Consider the following 19,666-nt stretch of genomic DNA (forward strand, 5'->3'; position numbering starts at 1 on the left):
GACGGCAGCTTGCATCGACTGCGAGCAACGACAACAAGCAACGGCCGCAAGCAATGGCAAGATGCCGGCGGAGCGATGCGGCAAAACCCGGCCGAGCCGTTCCACGCCGACGGTACGCGCGGGTTGCGCTCCCGAAACGCAATGCGGCGACGCATACGGCAGTGTGCGGCGCCGCGACTGACCGGACTAGGCCGGGCGGATGGCGGTGGAAGGGCCGGCGCCGCGCTCCCGCGAGCGCGGCGATCGGCTAGCGCGATCTAGGACGAGAAATCGCGCGCGCGGATCGGCACACACGCGCCGAGCGCCGGCTCGCCCCCGCGCCCGCGGTGCGAGCCGCGCAAGCCGCCGTCAAGGCATCGCGCGCCGTCGCTTACGCCGTTGCGATCAGCGGATCGCTGGTGCTCGGCCGGCCCGTCTCGACGTGACCCGCGAAGCGGCGCAGGAAGCCGTTCGGGATGCCGTCGGTGATCGACAGGTCGTACCAATGATGGCTGCCGCGCAGGTCCCAATAATCGTCGATCTGTTGGCCCGGCCTGAGTTCGTGCACGCGCGGGCTGCCGCCGTAGGCATTGGTCACCGTCAGGCGCACCGTCTTGCGTCCGCGGTTCGTCAGGCGCAGCGTGATATTGCCGTTCGCAACGTCGTAGCCGTAGATCACTTCCGGGTTCGCGGTGAGGCCGAGCGCGGCCGCCGTCGAGCCGCGGAATTGGCACAGGAAGCCGTTCGGGCCGTACACCGACAGGTCGTAGACGCTCAGCGTGAGCGCCGTGCTCCATTCGTCCGACAGCCGTTTGCCCGCTTCGACCGTGTATGCCCACGGGCCGTCGATGCGATTGGCGGCCGTGACCTGGAACGCCGCGCCGGCGCGGCCGCGATTCGCGAAGGTCAGCTTGAACTTGCCGGTCGAGGTATCGATGCGGCCGAATACGAACAGCTCGTAGGGCAGCGCACGCGCGGCGCGCAGGCCCGCTTCCTGTTTCGGCAGCGATTGCGCGACGGGCGGCACCGGCACGTAGCTCGAATGGCGGTTGCGATCGGGCGGCGCATAGCCGCTCGTGTCGGGCAGCGTCGGCCAGCTCGCGTCGGGCGACGCGAAGTTGAACGCCGACGTCAGATCGCCGCACACCGCGCGCCGCCAGGGCGACACATTGCCGGCCGTCGCGCCGAAGCGCTGTTCGAGGAATTGCAGCAGCGACGTGTGATCGAACGTCTGCGAGCAGACCCAGCCGCCCTTCGTCCACGGCGACACGACGAGCATCGGCACGCGCGGCCCGAGGCCGTAAGCGCCGGCCATGTGGGTGGCGTCGCCCGGATAGATCTCGTTGGTGGTCGCGACGCTCGACAGGCCGTTGTCGCGCGATTGCGGCGCGAACGGCGGCGCGACGTGATCGAAGAAGCCGTCGTTTTCGTCGTAGGTGATGAACAGCGCGGTCTTGCTCCACAGTTCCGGATTCGACGTCAGCGTCTTGAGCACCTGCTCGATGTACCACGCGCCATAGTTCGCGGGCCAGTTCGGATGCTCGGAATAGGCTTCCGGCGCGCAGATCCACGACACCTGCGGCAGCGTGCCGTTGGCCACATCGGCCTTGAGCACGTCGAACAGCGTGCCGCCCGCGCTGATATTGGTGCCGGTGCGCGCTTTCTCGTACAGAGGGCTGCCCGGCTGCGCGTTCTGGTATTGCTTGAAGTAAAGCAGCGAATTGTCGCCATAGTTGCCGATGTACGGGTTGTTCGTCCAACCCCACGAACCGGCTGCGTTCAGGCCGTTGCCGACGTCCTGATAGATCTTCCACGATACGCCCGCTTGTTCGAGCGCTTCCGGATACGTGCTCCAGCCGTAGCCGGCCTCCTCGTTGCCGAGCACCGGGCCGCCGCCCGCGCCGTCGTTGCCGACGTAGCCCGTCCACATGTAGTAGCGGTTCGGGTCGGTCGAACTGGGAATCGAGCAGTGATACGCGTCGCAGATCGTGAAGGCGTCGGCGAGTTGATAGTGGAACGGGATGTCGTTGCGCTCGAGGTAGGCCATCGTGGTCGTCCCTTTGTTCAGGACCCATTGGTCGCAACGGCCCTTGTTCAGCGCGCCGTGCGTGTCCTGCCAGCCGTGCGGCAGATCCTGGATGAACTGCATGCCGAGATTTTGCGCATCCGGATGGAACGGCAGCAGTTCCGCGAGCGGCAGCAATTGATTGGGCACCGGCTGATGGAATACCGATTTGCCGTTTTGCAGGATCAGCGCACGCGGATCGCCGAAGCCCCGCACGCCGCGCAGCTTGCCGAAATAATGGTCGAACGAGCGGTTCTCCTGCATCAGGATGACGACGTGCTCGATGTCGCGGATCGTGCCGGTCCGATAGTTGGCGGGGATCGCGAGCGCCTCGCGGATCACGGGCGGAAAAAGCTGCAGAGCGGCCGCGCCTGCCGTGCCGGCGGCGAGCCGCAGAAAATCGCGGCGATTCTGGGTGGTCATGTCGTGGCTTCCTGGATGGGGATGGGCAGCTTCGATGGCCTGCGTGATGGCGGTCGGCCGCGTGCGCCCTGCGTCGGGCGGCGCGCCGTTCTGGGTAGCGTGACGAATGGTGTGAGAAAACGGTGACACCGATATGAAAGCGGCGTCGGGAGGCGCTGCCGCCCCTTTTGCTCGACGAGCGCATGCGCGGATAGGGCAGGGCGGCGGCGCGCTGCCGCGCGAGCGGCGCGCATTCACCGTCCGCCGTCCGCCGTCGGCTGGCGCGCCGCCGGGCGGGCGCGGGCGGCGCGTTATTCCGCGCCGGTGAGCCACGCGCCGAACCACTCGCTTGGCCGCGCGATCTCGTCTTGTGCGGCGACGAGTTCAAGCTCGTAGCGGCGCGCGTCGTAGGTTGCCTTGACGACCGCGTGCACGGCGGCAAGCGTATGTTCGAATGCGGCGCGCACGCTGTCGCCGCGCAGGCGGCGCGCGACGAACACGGCGCTCGTCAGATCGCCGACGCCGACCGGATGCCGGGGAAACGCGTACAACGGCCGCTGGCCGATCCACGCCTCGGTTTCGGTGACGACGAGCATATTGAAACGGTCGGCGGGACTATTGCGGTCATGCAGGTGCTTGACCAGGATCAGCTTCGGCCCGCGACGGATGATCGTGCGGCAGGCGTCGATTGCTTCGGGCACCGTCTCGATGCGCCGCCCGGCAAGCTTTTGCAACTCGCTGTGATTGGGCGCCATGCCGTCCGCAAGCTCGGGCAGCTCGGCGACGATCAACTCCTCCACGCCGGGCTCGGGCCGGATGCCGCCCGTCTGGCCCATCGCCGGGTCGCAGAAATACCACGCGTTCGGGTTGGTCGCCTTCACGGTGCGCACGATGTCGATGGCCGCACGCGCTTGCGCGGGCGAGCCGAGAAAGCCCGACAGCACCGCGTCGCAGCGTTTGAGCGCGCCGATTGCGGCGATGCCGTCGACGAGCTGCTCCATCTTTGCCGCATCGATCGCGCTGCCTGCCCAGTGGCCGTATTGCATGTGATTCGAAAGCTGCACGGTGTTGAGCGGCCAAACGTTGACGCCGAGCCGCTGCATCGGAAACACGGCGGCGCTATTGCCCGCATGGCCGTAAATGACGTGCGACTGGATGCTGAGGACGTTTTTCATGATGGGTGGGGCATACGGCAGGCTCGTCGGACTATGCCGCAAGATACATGACTTTCCCCGATTCGCGGAAACATCCGGTGCGCTTCGTTTCGTCCGCGCGGGCCCGGTGAACGTACAATGGCTCGCGGTTCGCGGCCGGGCGCGCAGGCCGGGCTCGCCGCGCTCCGGTTTCTTTCGACCTTCTTTATTGGCTTCGTTCGGCTTCGATGATGGCTCCGGTTCGCAAAATAGGGTGGTTCGCGCGGCTTGCCGCGTGGGCTTGTGCCGCCGCCGCGGCGGCGCTGCAGGCGGCCGCCGTGGCGGCACCGGCGCACGGCACGTCTTCGGCGAGTGAGGTCGCGGCGCCGGCGTCCGGGCCGCCGACGGCGGCTTCGCCGCCCGCGGCGGCGTCAGCCGGCGGCCGGCCGGCGGGCTTGTCGCCTGCCGAGGCCACGGGCCGGGCGGCAGTCGACGCGCCGGTGTACGGCGAGCAGCTCGAAGGTTTCGCGTATGCGTATCCCGTGCGGCATTACGCGTTCACGTCGCAGCGGGAAACGCTGCAAATGGCCTATCTCGACGTGCATCCGGAGCATCCGAACGGCCGTACCGTCGTGTTGCTGCATGGGAAGAATTTCTGCGCGGGCACCTGGGAACAGACCGTCGGCGTGCTGACGAAGGCCGGTTACCGGGTCGTCGCGCCCGATCAGATCGGTTTTTGCAAGTCGACCAAGCCCGAGCGCTATCAGTACAGCTTCCAGCAGCTTGCCCACAACACACACGCGCTGCTCGAATCGATCGGCGTGAAGGCGGCGGCGATCGTCGGCCATTCCACCGGCGGCATGCTCGCGGTGCGCTATGCGCTGATGTACCCGAAAGACACGCAGCAGCTCGTGCTCGTCAATCCGATCGGCCTGGAGGATTGGAAAGCGCTGGGCGTGCCGCCGCTGTCGGTCGATTACTGGTACGCGCGCGAACTGAAGACGACAGCCGACGAGATCCGCCGCTACGAGCAGCATACGTATTACGCGGGCGAGTGGTCGCCGGCTTACGAGCGCTGGGTGCAGATGCTCGCCGGCATGTATCGCGGACCGGGGCGGGACGCGGTTGCGTGGAATTCGGCGCGCGTCTACGACATGATCTTCACGCAGCCGGTGGTCTACGAGTTCGGTGCGATCAAGGCGCCGACGCTGCTGTTGATCGGCGACAAGGACACGACCGCGATCGGCAAGGACGCCGCGCCGCCCGACGTGTACGCGAAGCTCGGCCGCTATCCGGTGCTCGCCAAGCGCGCGCAGGCGGCGATTCCGGGCGCGGTGCTGCGCGAGTTTCCGCTGCTCGGCCATGCGCCGCAGATTCAGGACCCCGCTGCGTTTCATGAGGCGCTGCTCGATGGGCTCGCGCACGTCAAGCCGTCGGGGCCGGCGCCCGCCGCGCGCGGGGCCGCAGAGTAGGCAGGCGTTCGCGCGGCGCGCGCCGGCGCCGGGGCGCTGCCACAGGAGCACGGGCGACGGAAAGGGCGCAGCGAAGCGCAAGCGGCCGGGCCGCCGGGGTCAGGTTTTCGGTGCAACGCGCGCCGCCGCCCGTGCTCGTCCGTTCGCCCATCGGGTGGCCGGGCGGGCGCGCGGCGAGTACCCGCCCGGCGCCGGCCGGATCAGGCCGCGCTCAACGCGTCGCGCACCTGCGCGGTGAGTTCATACGAACGAAGCCGCGCGCCATGATCGTAGATCTGCGCGGCGACAATCAGCTCATCCGCGCCTGTCTGCGCAATCAGTTGGCCGAGCCGTTCGCGCACCGTGGCGGGCGAGCCGACCGCCGCGAACGACAGTGCGCGCTCGATGCTCGCGCGTTCCAGCTCGGTCGCGCCGAGCGCGTCGATCGATTCGACGGGCGGCGGCAACTGCTGCGGCGTGCCGCGCCGCAAATTCAGGAACTGCTGCTGCACCGACGTGAACAGACGCCGCGCCTGATCGTCGGTATCGGCGGCGAACACGTTGACGCCGACCATCGCATACGGCTTGTCGAGCGCCGCGGACGGCCGGAACTGCGTGCGATAGACGTCGAGCGCGCGCATCAGGTAATCCGGGGCGAAGTGCGACGCGAAGGCGAACGGCAGCCCGAGCATCGCGGCGAGCTGGGCGCTGAAGAGGCTCGAACCGAGCAGCCAGATCGGCACGTCGAGGCCCGCGCCGGGCACCGCGCGCACCTGCTGGCCGGCCACGGGCGCGGCGAAGTAGCGCTGCAACTCGACGACATCGTCCGGAAATGCGTCGGCGCTCGTGAGCAGCTCGCGCCTGAGCGCGCGGGCGGTGGTCTGGTCGGTGCCGGGCGCGCGCCCGAGGCCGAGATCGATGCGCCCCGGGTAGAGCGAGGCCAGCGTGCCGAACTGCTCGGCAATCACGAGCGGCGCATGGTTGGGCAGCATCACGCCGCCGGAGCCGACGCGGATCGTCTGCGTCGCGCCCGCGACATGGCCGATCACGACCGCGGTCGCCGCGCTCGCGATGCCGGGCATGTTGTGGTGTTCGGCCAGCCAGTAGCGGCGATAGCCCCAGCGTTCGGCATGCCGGGCGAGATCGGCACTGTGGCGCAACGCCTGCGCGGCGTCGGCGCCGGCGGGGATCGGCGCGAGATCGAGTACGGAAAACGGAATCATGGCGAAAACGGGGCGGATGGCGTGAATGGATGGGGCACGGGCCGATGAGCGCCGCAGATGATGCATGCGCGCAACAAACGCAGCAGATTGTGCCAAAGCGATTCGCGTTTCGCTGACGGCGGGAACATACCCCTGTCGCGATGAGGGGTGGAACGGCGTGACGATGTGCCGCAACCGGGCGCCGGAGATTGTTCTTGCAATGCACGGTAATCGAACGGAATGCCATGAAATTTCGGGCGATTCGATGCGAATATTTCGCGCTATCTTAAAAAACACGCAATATGCTTACGTTTGCAGCGCCAGTGTCCTGCAAAATGCTTACGCGAACGCACGGCTATTGCATGGAAATAGCGCTCATCTGCACCGATTTTTCTTGTAGGGCAACAGTCTTTCCACGCAAGTCGCGAGCGCGGCGGGCTCGGCACTGCTAAAATTCGCCGCCTGTATCCATCGCGCTCACGGATTCCGTTCCATTCCCCCTGCGCTTCGCCGCAAAGCTGCACGGGAGCCTCGGGATATTGGCCGCACGGCCTGTTCCGGTGCGTTGCGTGCCGTCGAAAGTGCAAGAAGAGGAGTTGGGATCGTGCCCAGAATCGTCCCTGCTGAAACATCGCCGCCCCGTTTTGCCCCGCGTGCGCCCGTTCGGAGGCGCGCGGCATGACGGAGCCGGTTTCTTTCGTCGAATGGGTGCTGCTCGCGCTGATTTGCGCGGCCTGCGCTTACGCGGCGTTCGCCGCGTTCGCGCCCGCGCCGCGCGTGCCGCGCACGGCCGCGCGCGACGGCTTCGAGCCTGTCAGCGTGCTCAAGCCGTTGTGCGGGTTCGAGCCGCATCTATACGAAAATCTCGCGACCTTCTGCGAACAGCGTCATCCGCGCTATCAATTGCTGTTCGGCGTCGCCTCGGCGGCCGATCCTGCCGTGGCCGTGGTGCGCCGCCTGATCGCCGCCTATCCGGAAACCGACATCGAGCTGGTGATCGACGCGCGCGTGTACGGCAAGAACCTGAAGGTCAGCAATCTCGTCAATCTTGCCGAGCGCGCACGCTACGGGCGCATCGTGATCGCGGATAGCGACATCGCGGTCGAGCCGGATTACCTGACGCGTGTGAGCGCGCCGCTCGCGGACCCGTCGGTCGGCGTGGTCACTTGCCTGTATCATGCGCGCAGCGTCGGCGGCTTCTGGGCGCGGATCGGCGCGCAATTCGTCGATGCGTGGTTCGCGCCGTCGGTACGGATCACGCATTTCGGCGGATCGAGCCGGTTCGGGTTCGGCGCCACGCTCGCGCTCACGCGCGCGACGCTCGACAAGATCGGCGGTTTCCATGCGCTGAAGGACGAACTGGCGGACGATTACTGGCTCGCCGAGCTGCCGCGCCGGTTCGGCCTGCGCACGGTGCTGTCCGAGGTGATCGTCGCCACCGACGTGACCGAGGCGAAGGTCGTGCCGCTGTGGCTGCGCGAAACGCGCTGGCTGCGCACGATCCGCTCGCTGAATCCGGCCGGCTTCGCATTCCTGTTCATCACGTTTACCGCGCCGTGGCTCGCCACGGGCGCGTGGCTCGCGGTGCGGCTCAACGGTTCGGCCGCGGGCGTCGCGGCGGCCGCGGCGGTGGCGCTCGGCACGTTCGCGCGGCTTGCGCTGCATGCGCGCGGCAGCGCCGGCGTGCGCGCATTCTGGCGCGATTTGCCGCTGGTGCCGGTGCGCGATGCGCTGCTGGCGCTCGAGTGGCTCGCCGCCGTGTTCGGCACGCAGGTGGTGTGGCGCGGCGAGCGGATGGAGGTCGTCGGCGGCGGCGCGCGTGCGACCGTCGTCGAGGCGGGAGATGGCCGCTAGGCGCGCGGCGGGAGCGAACAGGCGAAACACCGAGCAGATCCAGCGCAAGCGCACGACGCGACGGCCGAACGCAAGTGCGCGGCGCAAGCGAATACCCAAGGATGCGCGGGCGGCAACAGGCGGCCCGCGATTTTCGAACATTGCACTCAGACGAATTGACATCTATGCAGCAGGCTACCGGAGCATTCATGAAAACGCTGTTCTTGCAGGCCCCTTCGTATGACGGCTTCGACGGCGGCGCGGGTTCCCGCTATCAGGCAAAGCGCGAGATCCGCTCCTTCTGGTATCCGACCTGGCTCGCGCAGCCGGCCGCGCTCGTGCCGGGCAGCCGCGTGCTCGACGCGCCCGCGGACGGCCTGTCGGTCGGCGCGACGCTGAAAATCGCGAGCGACTACGATCTCGTGATCATCCATACGAGCACGCCGTCGTTTCCGACCGATGCGTTGTTCGCGGAAGACCTGAAGAAGATGAAGCCGTCGATCCTGATCGGCATGGTCGGCGCGAAGGTTGCGGTCGATCCGCACAACTCGCTGACGGCGACCGACGCGATCGATTTCGTCTGCCGCGAGGAATTCGACTATACGTGCCGCGACATCGCGGCGGGCTTGCCGTTCGCCGAGATTCTCGGCATGAGCTACCGCGCGAAGGACGGCTCGATCGAGCACAACGGCCCGCGTCCGATGATCGAGAACATGGACGAACTGCCGTTCGTCGCGCCCGTCTACAAGCGCGACCTGAAGATCGAGAATTACTTCATCGGCTACCTGAACTATCCATACGTGTCGATCTACACGGGCCGCGGCTGCCGCTCGAAGTGCACGTTCTGCCTGTGGCCGCAGACGGTCGGCGGCCATCGCTATCGCGTGCGCTCGGTCGAAAGCGTGCTGGCCGAGGTGAAGTGGATTCGCGACAACATGCCGGAAGTCAAGGAGATCATGTTCGACGACGACACGTTCACCGACTTCAAGCCGCGCGTCGAGGAAATCGCGCGCGGGCTCGGCAAGCTCGGCGTCACGTGGTCGTGCAACGCGAAGGCGAACGTGCCGTATTCGACGCTGAAGATCATGAAGGAGAACGGCCTGCGCCTGCTGCTCGTCGGCTACGAGTCGGGCGACGACCAGATTCTCCTGAACATCAAGAAGGGTCTGCGCACCGATATCGCGCGCCGTTTCAACGAGGACTGCAAGAAGCTCGGCATCAAGATCCACGGCACCTTCATCCTCGGCCTGCCGGGCGAGACGAAGGAGACGATCAAGAAGACGATCGAATACGCGAAGGAAATCAATCCGCACACGATCCAAGTGTCGCTCGCCGCGCCGTATCCGGGCACGCGCCTGTACGCCCAGGCGGTCGAGAACGGCTGGATGGAAGAGAACAAGACGATCAACCTCGTCAGCAAGGAAGGCGTGCAGCTTGCTGCGATCGGCTATCCGCACCTGCCGAAGGAAGAGATCTATCACGAGCTCGAACATTTCTATCGCGCGTTCTATTTCCGCCCGTCGAAGATTTGGGAAATCGTTCGCGAGATGCTGACGAGCTGGGACATGATGAAGCGCCGGCTGCGTGAAGGCGTGGAGTTTTTCCGCTTCCTGCGTGCGCACGAGGCGTGATTCGTGAGCGCGCAGGAAGCGGCGCCGCGCGCGTTGATTTTCACGGCGGACGATTTCGGCCTGCATGAGCGGGTCAACGCGGCCGTCGAGCGTGCGCATCGCGACGGCGTGCTCGCGGCCGCGAGCTTGATGGTGGGCGCCGCCGCCGCGCGCGATGCGGTTGAGCGCGCGAAGCGGCTGCCTTCGCTCGCCGTCGGCCTGCATATCGTGCTTGCCGACGGCCCCGCGACGCTGCCCGCGCATGAGATTCCGGCGCTTGTCGGCCCCGACGGCCGGTTCGGTGACGCGATGGCGAAGGACGGCTGCCGGTTCTTTTTCCTGCCGCACGTGCGCGCGCAGTTGCGCCGCGAGATTCGCGCGCAGTTCGAGGCGTTCGCGGCCACCGGGCTCACGCTCGATCATGTGAACACGCACAAGCATTTCCATCTGCACCCGAGCGTGCTGTCGATGATCATCGACATCGGCCGCGAATTCGGGCTTGCCGCAATGCGGTTGCCCTACGAGCCGTCGATGCCGTTCTGGCTCAAGCCGTGGATCGCGCTCGTGCGCGCCCGGCTCGTTCGCGCGGGGATCGCGCACAACGATTACGTGGTCGGCATCGCGCAGACGGGCGGGATGGACGAGGCCGTGCTGCTCGACGCGCTCGCGAAGCTGCCGCCCGGCGTCGGCGAGATTTATTGCCATCCGGCGGAGGCGGGCGACGGTCCGATCACGCCGTCGATGCGCGAATACCGGCCGGCCGACGAGCTTGCCGCGCTGCTGTCGCCGCGCGTGTCGGCCGCGCTGCGGGCGGCGGGCGTCGCGCGCGGCGGCTTTGCCGACGTGTTCGGACTGGCGCGCGGCGCGCGCGCGGGCGGCGGCCTCGCAGAAACCGGAGCGCGGGCACCATGATCCGTTGGCTCAAATGGCTGGGCTGGCCGCTCGGGATCGCGATCCTGATCGCGCTGCTGCTGCACGACGGCGCGGCAGACGTCGTGCACGTGATCGGCCGCGCGGGCTTTGCGCTGCTGTGGCTGGTGCCGTTCCACGGCTTGCCGCTGCTGCTCGATGCGCATGCGTGGCGGCTGCTGCTCGACAAGCGCGCGCCGCTGCCGTTCCTCTGGTGGATCGCGACCGTGCGCGAGGCAGTGAACCGGTTGCTGCCGGTTGTCGGCGTCGGCGGCGAGATCGTCGGCATCCGGCTGGCGCGCTGGCGCGTGCCCGATGCGAGCCGGGTGACGGCTTCGGTGATCGTCGAGGTGCTTGTGACGGTGGCCGTGCAGTATGCGTTCGCCGCGCTCGGTCTCGTGATGCTGCTCGCCGGCACGCAGCGCGGCGTCGGCGCGCATACGATCGGCGTCGCGCTCGTGCTGTCGCTGCCGATGCCGGTGCTGGCGTTCGTGTTGATGCGCCGCGGCGGCGTCTTTCATGCGATCGAGCGTTTCGCGGGGCGGCTGCTCGGCGATTCGCACCGCCTGCTGCAAGGTGTCGACGGCAAGCGTCTCGACGTCGACATCGATGCGCTGATGTCGCGCGCGGGCCTGCTGTTTCGCGCATTCTTCTGGCAACTCGCCGGCTATGTGGTGGGCGCGCTCGAAATTTATTGGGCGCTCGCGCTGCTTGGTCATCCGGTGTCGCTCGGCGGGGCGGTCGCGATCGAGGCAATGACGCAGGCGGTTCGCCATGCGGCGTTCATGGTGCCGGGCGGGCTCGGCGTTCAGGAGGCGACCGTCGTGCTGCTCGCGCAGATGTTTGGCGTCGATCGCGAGACGGCGCTCTCGCTTGCGCTGGTCAAGCGCGTGCGTGAGCTCGTGTTCGGCGCGCTCGCGCTCGGGTCGTGGCAACTGGTCGAGTTGTCGCGCACGCGCCGCCGGATTCGCAGCCATGCGCGCCGCGCGGCGCGCACCGCGGCGGCGGCCGCGCGGCGCGAGCAGCGGGCCGAGACTATGCTCTGAGCGCCGGGGCTGGGGACACACGACCCAATCAAAGCGTAAAGTCGCGGAACTCGGGCCCAGGATTCGGGTTTGCGTGCAACGCTCGAACGCGAATCGCAAGCGCGCCATGCTGGCCTATGACGGCTTGCCATTGCCCCATCCGATTCTTCCTGATTGCGCATGCTTCGGGCTTGCTCCGGATTTTCGCGCGCGATGGCCGGGGTACGGTATGCTTTTGCGCGTGTTCCATGCCATGCGCAGGCCGCGCGGTTTCTCCGATGACGATGTTCCGATTCCGTATTTTCCCTGTCGTGATGCTCGGCGCGGCGCTGGCGCTCGCCGGTTGCGACGAGCGCCAGAGCGAGCAGAACGTGCAGCGACTCAAGGATTTTTTCAACGCGGTCAAGCCCGCGCCCCTGTTTCTGAAGGGACTCACGCCGGGCGTGACGACCGAGGCCGAGATTCGCAGCCAGATGGGCAAGCCGGAGACCGAGCGTGTCTACACCGACGGCTCGAAGCGGCTCGAATATCCGCGCGGCCCGATGGGCAACGAGACCTATATGGTCGACATCGACGCGAACGGCCGCTTCGTCGCCGCGACGCAGGTGCTGACAGCGGCGAATTTCGCGAAAATCCGGCCCGGCATGACCGAGGACGAGGTGCGGCGCCTGCTCGGCAAGCCGACCGAGATCGCGCGCTATCCGCTCAAGCCCGAGACGGTCTGGAGCTGGCGCTGGCTTGAGGACGGCGTCAATCAGGACGCATTCTTCAACGTCCATTTCGGCCCCGATGGACTCGTCTATACGACGTCGCGCTCCGACATCCTGAAGGGGCGCTGAGCGCCGCGCGCTTGGACGTGTGCGGCCGGCCCGCCGTTGCGCGCCGCAACGCCGCGGCGCCGCGGCGCATTCGTGCAGGGCTGCCACGCGTTCCGGCTCTATCGAAAAAGCGACCCGAAACTTGCGAAATTGCGGCATGCGGCGCGCGCCCGAGCGCGTTTGCCGCCCGTGCCGATGCCGCCAGACCCGCGCCGCACGGGCGCAGTGAGTCCGCGCCAAGCGCATATTGCGGTGCAGCATCGCACGCCCGATGCATTTGAGCCGATTTTTTTCGCTTGCGACTATCCGCGTCAAACCGGCGCAGCCGCTTGTGCGCCTCTTCCAACACGATCACGGAGACTCAAGCGTGTTTCTATACGGCTTTGGCCCGGTCATCTGGGCCGGCACCGTGCAGACGGTCGAGCTGTCGGTGCTTTCGCTTGCTGCAGCGATCGCGCTCGGCCTGATCGGCGCGGTCGCGAAGCTCTCGCGCAATCGGGCGCTGCGCGCCGTCGCGACCGGCTATACGACGCTGATCCGCTCGGTGCCCGATCTCGTGCTGATGCTGCTGCTGTTCTACAGTCTTCAGATCTGGCTCAACGAACTGACCGACTTGATGAACTGGCGGCAGATCGACATCGATCCGTTCGCGGCAGGCGTGCTCGTGCTCGGCTTCATCTACGGCGCTTACTTCACCGAAACGTTTCGCGGCGCGTTCCTGTCGGTGCCACGCGGGCAGCTCGAGGCGGGCAGTGCGTATGGGATGAGCGGGATGCGCGTGTTCGCGCGCATTCTGTTTCCGCAGATGATGCGCTTTGCGCTGCCCGGCATCGGCAACAACTGGCAGGTGCTCGTGAAGGCGACGGCGCTGGTGTCGATCATCGGCCTGGCCGATATCGTGAAAGCCGCCCAGGATGCGGGCAAGAGCACGTTCAACATGTTCTTCTTCATCGTCGTTGCGGCGCTGATCTATCTGGCGATCACGACGTTCTCGAACCTCGTGCTCAGGCAGCTCGAGAAGCGCTATTCCATCGGTGTGAGGCACGCTGAACTATGATCGAGATCCTCCAGGAATTCGGGCGCGCGTTCTTCTATTGGGATGGTCAGCGCATGTCGGGGCTCGCGGTCACGCTCTGGCTTCTCGTCGCGTCGCTCGCGCTCGGCTTCGTATGCTCGGTGCCGCTCGCGGTGGCCCGCGTGTCGAAGAACCGCTGGGTGTCGGCGCCCGTGTCGTTCTACACGTATGTGTTTCGCGGCACGCCGCTGTACGTGCAACTGCTGCTCATCTATACCGGGATGTACAGCCTCGCGTTCGTGCGCGAGCACGCGATGCTCGACGCGTTTTTCCGCAGCGGCTTCAATTGCACGATCCTGGCGTTCGCGCTCAACACCTGCGCGTACACGACCGAAATTTTCGCCGGCGCGATCCGTGCGATTCCGCACGGCGAGGTCGAAGCGGCGCGCGCCTACGGGATGGGCGCGTTCACGATGTACCGCCGGGTGATTCTGCCTTCGTCGCTGCGCCGCGCGCTGCCGCTGTACAGCAACGAGGTGATCCTGATGCTGCACGCGACGACCGTCGCGTTCACGGCAACCGTGCCCGACATCCTCAAAGTCGCGCGTGACGCGAATTCGGCGACGTATATGGCGTTTCAGTCGTTCGGAATCGCCGCGCTGATCTATCTTGCGGTATCTTTCGCACTCGTCGCGGCCTTTCGTCGGGCCGAGCGCCACTGGCTCGCGTATCTCGCGGCCGGCCGCCATTGATTTCATTTCCGGGAGAGCCAGTTGGCAGAGACCACGAACACGAACGCCGCCGCCTGCAAGCTCGAGGCGCGGGACATCCACAAGCGCTACGGCGACAACGAAGTGCTCAAGGGCGTGTCGCTGAATGCGAAGGCGGGGGATGTGATCAGCATCATCGGCGCGAGCGGCTCGGGCAAGAGCACGTTTTTGCGCTGCATTAATTTTCTCGAGCGGCCGAACGCGGGGCAGATCGTCGTCGACGGCGAGCAAGTGCGCACCAAGACCGATCGCGCGGGCAATCTCGAAGTCGCCGATCACAAGCAGCTTCAGCGAATCCGCACGAAGCTCGCGATGGTGTTCCAGCACTTCAATCTGTGGGCGCACATGAACGTGCTGGAGAATGTGATGGAAGCGCCGGTGCATGTGCTTGGAATTCCGAAGAAAGAGGCGCAGGAGCGCGCGCGCGAATATCTGGAGAAGGTCGGGCTCGCGCCGCGGGTGGAGAAGCAGTATCCGTCGCATCTGTCGGGCGGCCAGCAGCAGCGCGTGGCGATCGCGCGCGCGCTGGCGATGCATCCGGACGTGATGCTGTTCGACGAGCCGACCTCGGCGCTGGACCCGGAGCTGGTGGGCGAAGTGCTGAAGGTGATGCAGAAGCTCGCGGAGGAAGGGCGCACGATGATCGTGGTCACGCACGAGATGGGCTTCGCGCGCAACGTGTCGAATCACGTGATGTTCCTGCACCAGGGGCGCACCGAGGAGGAGGGCAACCCCGCCGACGTGCTCGCGCGTCCGCAGAGCGGGCGTTTGAAGCAGTTCCTGTCGGGCAGCCTCAAGTAACGGGCCGGCCGACATGCGAGGCAGCAGGCCGTGGTGTCCGTGAACCGGCCGGCGAGTCCGGCTCGCACGATACAGGTGGCGATCGTCGCGTTGCCGCCGGTGTCGATGTCGGGCGTCGGGCCGATCGTCGATGCGCTGAATCTCGCCAACGAGATCGACGGACGCCTTTTGTACCGCTGGCAGGTTTGTTCGTGGGACGGGCGGCCGGTGCCGCTCGCGGGCGGCGCGCAATGGCACGCGCATGCCGCGTTCAACGATGCGATCGTCTGCGATTGGCTGATCGTCGTCAGCGAGCGGTTTCAGCAGTTTGCCGACTACCGGCTTTTTCTCGCGAGCCTCGCGCGGGTCGGGCAGCGCACGCCGCTCGTGACGGGCATCCATCATGGCGTGTGGTGGCTCGCGATGGCCGGGCAGTTGTCCGGCTACCGGGTCAGCGTGAATGGGGAGACGTATCAGCAGTTCGCCGAGCAATTCGAGCGCTCGATCGTCACGCAGCAGATTTTCGAAATCGACCGCGATCGCGCAACCTGCGCGGGCGGGCAGGCGAGCGTCGATTTCATGCTGACGATGATCGGCCGCGATCATGGCCGCGAACTCGCCGAACGGATCGCCGACGCGCTTGGCACGGGCACGCTCAGAAGCGGTGACGAGCGGCAGCGCATTCCGTTCGTGACCGCGCCGGGCGAGCGGCATCCGCGATTGAACGATGCGCTGCTGCTGATGGAGGCGAATATCGAGGACCCGCTGACGACCGACGAAATCGCCGGGCTCGTCGGGGTGTCGAGGCGGCAGCTCGAGCGGCTGTTCAAGCAGTATCTGGGCGCGATGCCGTCGCGGTATTACCTGAATTTGCGGTTGCTCAAGGCGCGCACGCAGTTGCAGCGCACCAGCAAGTCGGTGGTGCAGGTGAGCCTTGCTTGCGGGTTCGCGTCGGCCGCGCATTTTTCGAACGCGTACCGCGAGCGGTTCGGCGTGACGCCCCGGGAGGACCGGCGGGCCTGGGTCGAAGGAGGCGGGCTCGAGGCCCCGCAGGCAGGCGCGCTGGTCGAAAGGACGGGCAGGAGCAAAAGCGGCGGCCCGGGCGTGCCGTGACGGGCCGAATAGCCGCTCACGCGACAGGCCGTTGTCGACGCTCTTCAGCCGCTTCCATGCTCCGCAAAATTTCCCGTCGCAATCACGCAAGACGCTGCGCGAACGATTTCCTAAACTTGAACCTGTTATCTCTGACGAATTGGAAGGAACGCTCATGAAAACCCCGACCGTGTCCCGCCAGACTTTCGACGAAGTCATGGTGCCGGTGTTCTCCCCCGCGCCGTTCGTGCCGGATCGCGGCGAAGGCTCGCGCGTATGGGATACGGCCGGGCGCGATTACGTCGATTTCGCGGGCGGCATCGCCGTCACCGCGCTCGGCCACGGCCATCCGGAACTGCTGAAGGTGCTCGACGAGCAGAGCCGCAAGCTCTGGCACATCGGCAACGGCTATACGAACGAGCCGGTGCTGCGCCTGGCCAAGCGTCTGGAAGCGCTGACTTTCGCCGATCGCGCGTTCTTCGCGAATTCCGGCGCGGAGGCGAACGAGGCCGCGCTGAAGCTCGCGCGCCGCGTCGCGTTCGAGCGGCACGGCGCGGACAAATACGAGATCGTGTCGTTCGCCCAGTCGTTTCACGGCCGCACGTTCTTCACCGTCAGCGTCGGCGGCCAGCCGAAGTATTCGGACGGCTTCGGCCCGGTGCCCGCCGGCATCAAGCATCTGCCGTTCAACGATATCGCCGCGGCCAAGGCCGCGATCGGCCCGCAAACCTGCGCGGTGATCGTCGAGCCGATCCAGGGCGAAGGCGGCGTGATCCCCGCCGATCCGGCGTTCCTGAAGGCGCTGCGCGAAGCGTGCGATGCCAACGGCGCCCTGCTGATCTTCGACGAAGTGCAGACGGGCGTGGGCCGCACGGGCCACTTCTACGCTTACATGGACACGGGCGTCACGCCCGATATCCTGACGACCGCGAAGGCGCTCGGCAACGGCTTTCCGATCGGCGCGATGCTGACGACGGCCGAGCTTGCCGCGCATTTCAAGCTTGGCGTGCACGGCACGACATACGGCGGCAATCCGCTTGCGTCGGCAATTGCCGAGAAGGTCGTCGAGCTCGTCAGCGATCCGGCGCTGCTTGCCGGCGTGCGCGAGCGCAGCGAGCGGCTGACGGCCACCCTCGCGAAGATCAACGCGCGCTTCAATCTCTTTAAGGACATTCGCGGCAAGGGGCTGCTGATCGGCGCGGAACTCGTCGCGGCGTTCGGCGGCCGCGCGAAGGATTTCGTGTCGGCAGCGGCCGAGCACGGCGTCATCATGTTGATCGCGGGGCCGGATGTGCTGCGTTTCGCACCGTCGCTCGTGATCGAGCTCGACGTGCTCGACGAGGGGCTGGCGCGCTTCGAAAAGGCGGTCGAACAGGTGCTCGCCGCAGCGCAAGCCGGCGCCGCCCGCTGAAGCCGCCCGTATCCCGGCATATCGCAGTAGATAGACCAGCAGACAGGAACGACGATGCTCTTCGTACGCCCAGGCAGACTCGCCGATCTCGACGCGCTCGCGCAGATGGCGCGCACCGCGCAACCCGTGCTGCATTCGTTGCCGCACGACCGCGCGGCGCTCGAGGCGCGCGTCGCGCTTTCCGAGGATTCGTTTCGCGCGGAAGTCGATTTTCCCGGCGAGGAGTTCTATTTGTTCGTGCTCGAGGACGGCGCGACGGGCAAGCTGCTCGGCACGTCGAGCATCGTCGCTGCGGCCGGCTACTCGGAGCCGTTCTACGCGTTTCGCAACGATGCGCTGATCCATGCGTCGCGCGAGCTGCATGTGAATCGCAAGATCCATGCGCTCACGATGTCGCATGAACTGACCGGCAAGAGCCGCCTGGCGGGCTTCTACGTCGATCCGTCGCTGCGCGGCGATGCGGCCGCGCATCTGCTGTCGCGCGCGCGGATGATGTATATCGCCGCGAACCGCAGCCGCTTCACGCCGGAAGTATTCTCGCTGCTGCTCGGCGTCACCGACGGCTCGGGCGTTTCGCCGTTCTGGGAAGCGGTCGGCCGCAAGTTTTTCGGCCGCGATTTCGCGGCGATCGAGATCGAGTCGGGCGGCAGAAGCCGCACGTTCATCGCCGAAGTGATGCCGACCTATCCGCTGTACGTGCCGCTGTTGCCCGAGGCCGCGCAGCGCGTGCTGGGCGAGCCGAACGAGCATGCGCTGCTTGCCTACGACATTCATCTCGAAGAAGGCTTCGAGCCGGATCGTTATGTCGATATTTTCGATGCCGGCCCGGTGCTGACCGCGCAAGTCGACCGTACCGCGTGCGTGACGCGCAACGTCGCGCGCATGGTGCGCGAATCCGCGCGGGAGCACGGCGAGATCGCGTGCCTGCTGTCGAGCGGCCGCGGCGACGCGTTTCGCTGCGTGCTCGCGGATCTGCCCGCAACCGGCGCCGACGCGCCGCTTGCCGCCGACGCGCGCGCGGCGCTCGACGTCGCCGATGGCGATACGGTGCGCTGCGTACCGCTGCACCAGCGCGACGCCGAGGGTGGCCGCGATGCGCGCGGCAGCCTGCCGGCCCATTCACAGGGAGATGCAGCATGATCGTCGTTCGAGTCGTACAGACGGGCGACGTCGACGCGCTCGTCGCGCTCGCGCAGGAAACCGGGCCGGGCCTCACCACGTTCAAGCCGGACCGCGATGCGCTCGCCGCGCGCATCGAGCGCACGCGCCGCACGCTCGACGGCCAAGCCAGCCGGGCCGATGCGGGCTACTTCTTCGTGATGGAGGACACGCGCACGGGCGATATCGCCGGCGTGTGCGGCATCGAGACCGAAGTGGGCCTGACGCAGCCGTTCTACAACTATCGCGTGAGCACGGTGGTGCATGCGAGCCAGGATCTCGGCGTGTGGACGCGGATGTCGCTGTTGAACATCTCGCACGATCTGACGGGCTATGCGGAAGTGTGCTCGCTGTTTTTGAGCCCGCGCTACCGGACGGGCGGCGTCGGCGGCTTGCTGTCGCGCTCGCGTTTCATGTTCATCGCGCAGTTCCGCGAACGCTTCCCGGAGCGCATCTGCGCGGAGCTGCGCGGCCATTTCGACGATGACGGCACGTCGCCGTTCTGGCGCGCGGTCGGTTCGCATTTCTATCAGATCGATTTCAACGCCGCGGATTACCTGAGTTCGCACGGCCGCAAATCGTTTCTCGCCGAGCTGATGCCGCGCTTTCCGGTCTACGTCGATCTGCTGCCGCAGGACGCGCAGGACGTGATCGGGCTCACGCATCGCGATACGCTGCCCGCGCGCAAGATGCTCGAAGCGGAAGGGCTGCGCTATCAGAATCACGTCGACATCTTCGATGCCGGCCCCGTGCTCGAATGCCACGTGTCGGATCTGCGCACGGTGCGCGAGAGCGCCGTCGTGCCGGTTGCGATCGGCAACGCCGCCGCGGGCGGCGATGCGCCGCGCTCGCTGGTGTCGAACACGTCGCTTACGGATTTTCGCGTTGGCGTCGCGCCGGGGCTCGTCGAGGACGGCGCGTTCACGCTGTCGGCGGACGATGCCGCCGCGCTGCGCGTCGAGGCCGGCGATCACGTGCGCGTGCTGCCGCTCAAACAGAAACAGGGATAGACC

16 protein-coding genes are annotated in these 19,666 nt (G+C 66.7%); 13 read left to right on the top strand and 3 right to left on the bottom strand.

The features are described 5' to 3' along the window. Positions 1-370: 370 nt before the first annotated feature. Entirely contained in the window at positions 371-2,467 is a 2,097-nt protein-coding gene (locus tag BSIN_RS24460; protein WP_089342325.1) for a phosphocholine-specific phospholipase C, read from the bottom strand. Positions 2,468-2,757: 290 nt separating this feature from the next. Then, entirely contained in the window at positions 2,758-3,621 is an 864-nt protein-coding gene (gene pdxY, locus BSIN_RS24465) for a pyridoxal kinase PdxY (protein ID WP_059519246.1), read from the bottom strand. 209 nt (positions 3,622-3,830) lie between these two features. Between pdxY and BSIN_RS24470 the strand changes: the two genes are divergently transcribed. After that, positions 3,831-5,051 carry an alpha/beta fold hydrolase gene (locus tag BSIN_RS24470; RefSeq protein WP_143757548.1) on the top strand — a complete coding sequence of 407 codons (1,221 nt, stop codon included), beginning with the start codon at positions 3,831-3,833 and terminating at the stop codon, positions 5,049-5,051. 200 nt (positions 5,052-5,251) lie between these two features. On the opposite strand, the gene BSIN_RS24475 is transcribed toward BSIN_RS24470, so the two are convergent. Continuing rightward, positions 5,252-6,253 carry an LLM class flavin-dependent oxidoreductase gene (locus tag BSIN_RS24475; RefSeq protein WP_069234101.1) on the bottom strand — a complete coding sequence of 334 codons (1,002 nt, stop codon included), beginning with the start codon at positions 6,251-6,253 and terminating at the stop codon, positions 5,252-5,254. 657 nt (positions 6,254-6,910) lie between these two features. Between BSIN_RS24475 and hpnI the strand changes: the two genes are divergently transcribed. The 12 genes from hpnI (at position 6,911) to astA (ending at position 19,663) form a co-directional block, all read left to right on the top strand. Continuing rightward, on the top strand, positions 6,911-8,086 hold the full coding sequence (hpnI, locus tag BSIN_RS24480; protein WP_059519251.1) for a bacteriohopanetetrol glucosamine biosynthesis glycosyltransferase HpnI: 1,176 nt from the start codon (positions 6,911-6,913) through the stop codon (positions 8,084-8,086). Between the two features lie 188 nt (positions 8,087-8,274). After that, the gene (gene hpnJ / locus BSIN_RS24485) at positions 8,275-9,696 is read left to right on the top strand and encodes a hopanoid biosynthesis associated radical SAM protein HpnJ (RefSeq protein WP_089342327.1); all 1,422 of its coding nucleotides are present in this window, start codon (positions 8,275-8,277) and stop codon (positions 9,694-9,696) included. Between the two features lie 3 nt (positions 9,697-9,699). Next, positions 9,700-10,587, top strand: coding sequence for a hopanoid biosynthesis-associated protein HpnK (hpnK, locus tag BSIN_RS24490; RefSeq protein ID WP_089342328.1), 888 nt, complete (start codon positions 9,700-9,702; stop codon positions 10,585-10,587). Then, positions 10,584-11,630: a lysylphosphatidylglycerol synthase domain-containing protein gene (locus BSIN_RS24495; protein ID WP_089342329.1), complete on the top strand. Its 1,047-nt coding sequence runs from the start codon at positions 10,584-10,586 to the stop codon at positions 11,628-11,630. The genes hpnK and BSIN_RS24495 overlap by 4 nt, the downstream gene beginning before the upstream one ends. Before the next feature lie 257 nt (positions 11,631-11,887). After that, a complete protein-coding gene (gene bamE / locus BSIN_RS24500; protein WP_089342330.1) occupies positions 11,888-12,448 on the top strand; it encodes an outer membrane protein assembly factor BamE domain-containing protein in 561 nt (186 codons plus the stop codon). A 346-nt stretch (positions 12,449-12,794) separates the two neighbouring features. Continuing rightward, complete coding sequence (locus tag BSIN_RS24510) at positions 12,795-13,484, top strand: ABC transporter permease (RefSeq protein ID WP_059519343.1); 690 nt, start codon at positions 12,795-12,797, stop codon at positions 13,482-13,484. After that, complete coding sequence (locus BSIN_RS24515) at positions 13,481-14,194, top strand: ABC transporter permease (RefSeq protein WP_059519262.1); 714 nt, start codon at positions 13,481-13,483, stop codon at positions 14,192-14,194. The genes BSIN_RS24510 and BSIN_RS24515 overlap by 4 nt, the downstream gene beginning before the upstream one ends. Positions 14,195-14,215: 21 nt before the next feature. Then, a complete protein-coding gene (locus BSIN_RS24520; RefSeq protein ID WP_059519264.1) occupies positions 14,216-15,013 on the top strand; it encodes an ABC transporter ATP-binding protein in 798 nt (265 codons plus the stop codon). A gap of 30 nt (positions 15,014-15,043) precedes the next feature. Further along, a complete protein-coding gene (locus tag BSIN_RS24525) occupies positions 15,044-16,105 on the top strand; it encodes a GlxA family transcriptional regulator (protein WP_082712032.1) in 1,062 nt (353 codons plus the stop codon). Positions 16,106-16,259: 154 nt separating this feature from the next. After that, on the top strand, positions 16,260-17,495 hold the full coding sequence (locus BSIN_RS24530) for an aspartate aminotransferase family protein (RefSeq protein ID WP_089342332.1): 1,236 nt from the start codon (positions 16,260-16,262) through the stop codon (positions 17,493-17,495). A gap of 54 nt (positions 17,496-17,549) precedes the next feature. Next, positions 17,550-18,635: an arginine/ornithine succinyltransferase subunit alpha gene (gene aruF, locus BSIN_RS24535; RefSeq protein WP_089342333.1), complete on the top strand. Its 1,086-nt coding sequence runs from the start codon at positions 17,550-17,552 to the stop codon at positions 18,633-18,635. Beyond that, the gene (gene astA / locus BSIN_RS24540; RefSeq protein ID WP_089342334.1) at positions 18,632-19,663 is read left to right on the top strand and encodes an arginine N-succinyltransferase; all 1,032 of its coding nucleotides are present in this window, start codon (positions 18,632-18,634) and stop codon (positions 19,661-19,663) included. Before aruF ends, astA begins: the two co-directional genes overlap by 4 nt. Positions 19,664-19,666 lie beyond the last annotated feature (3 nt).

Source organism: Burkholderia singularis (genome assembly GCF_900176645.1).
GTDB classification, from domain to species: domain Bacteria; phylum Pseudomonadota; class Gammaproteobacteria; order Burkholderiales; family Burkholderiaceae; genus Burkholderia; species Burkholderia singularis.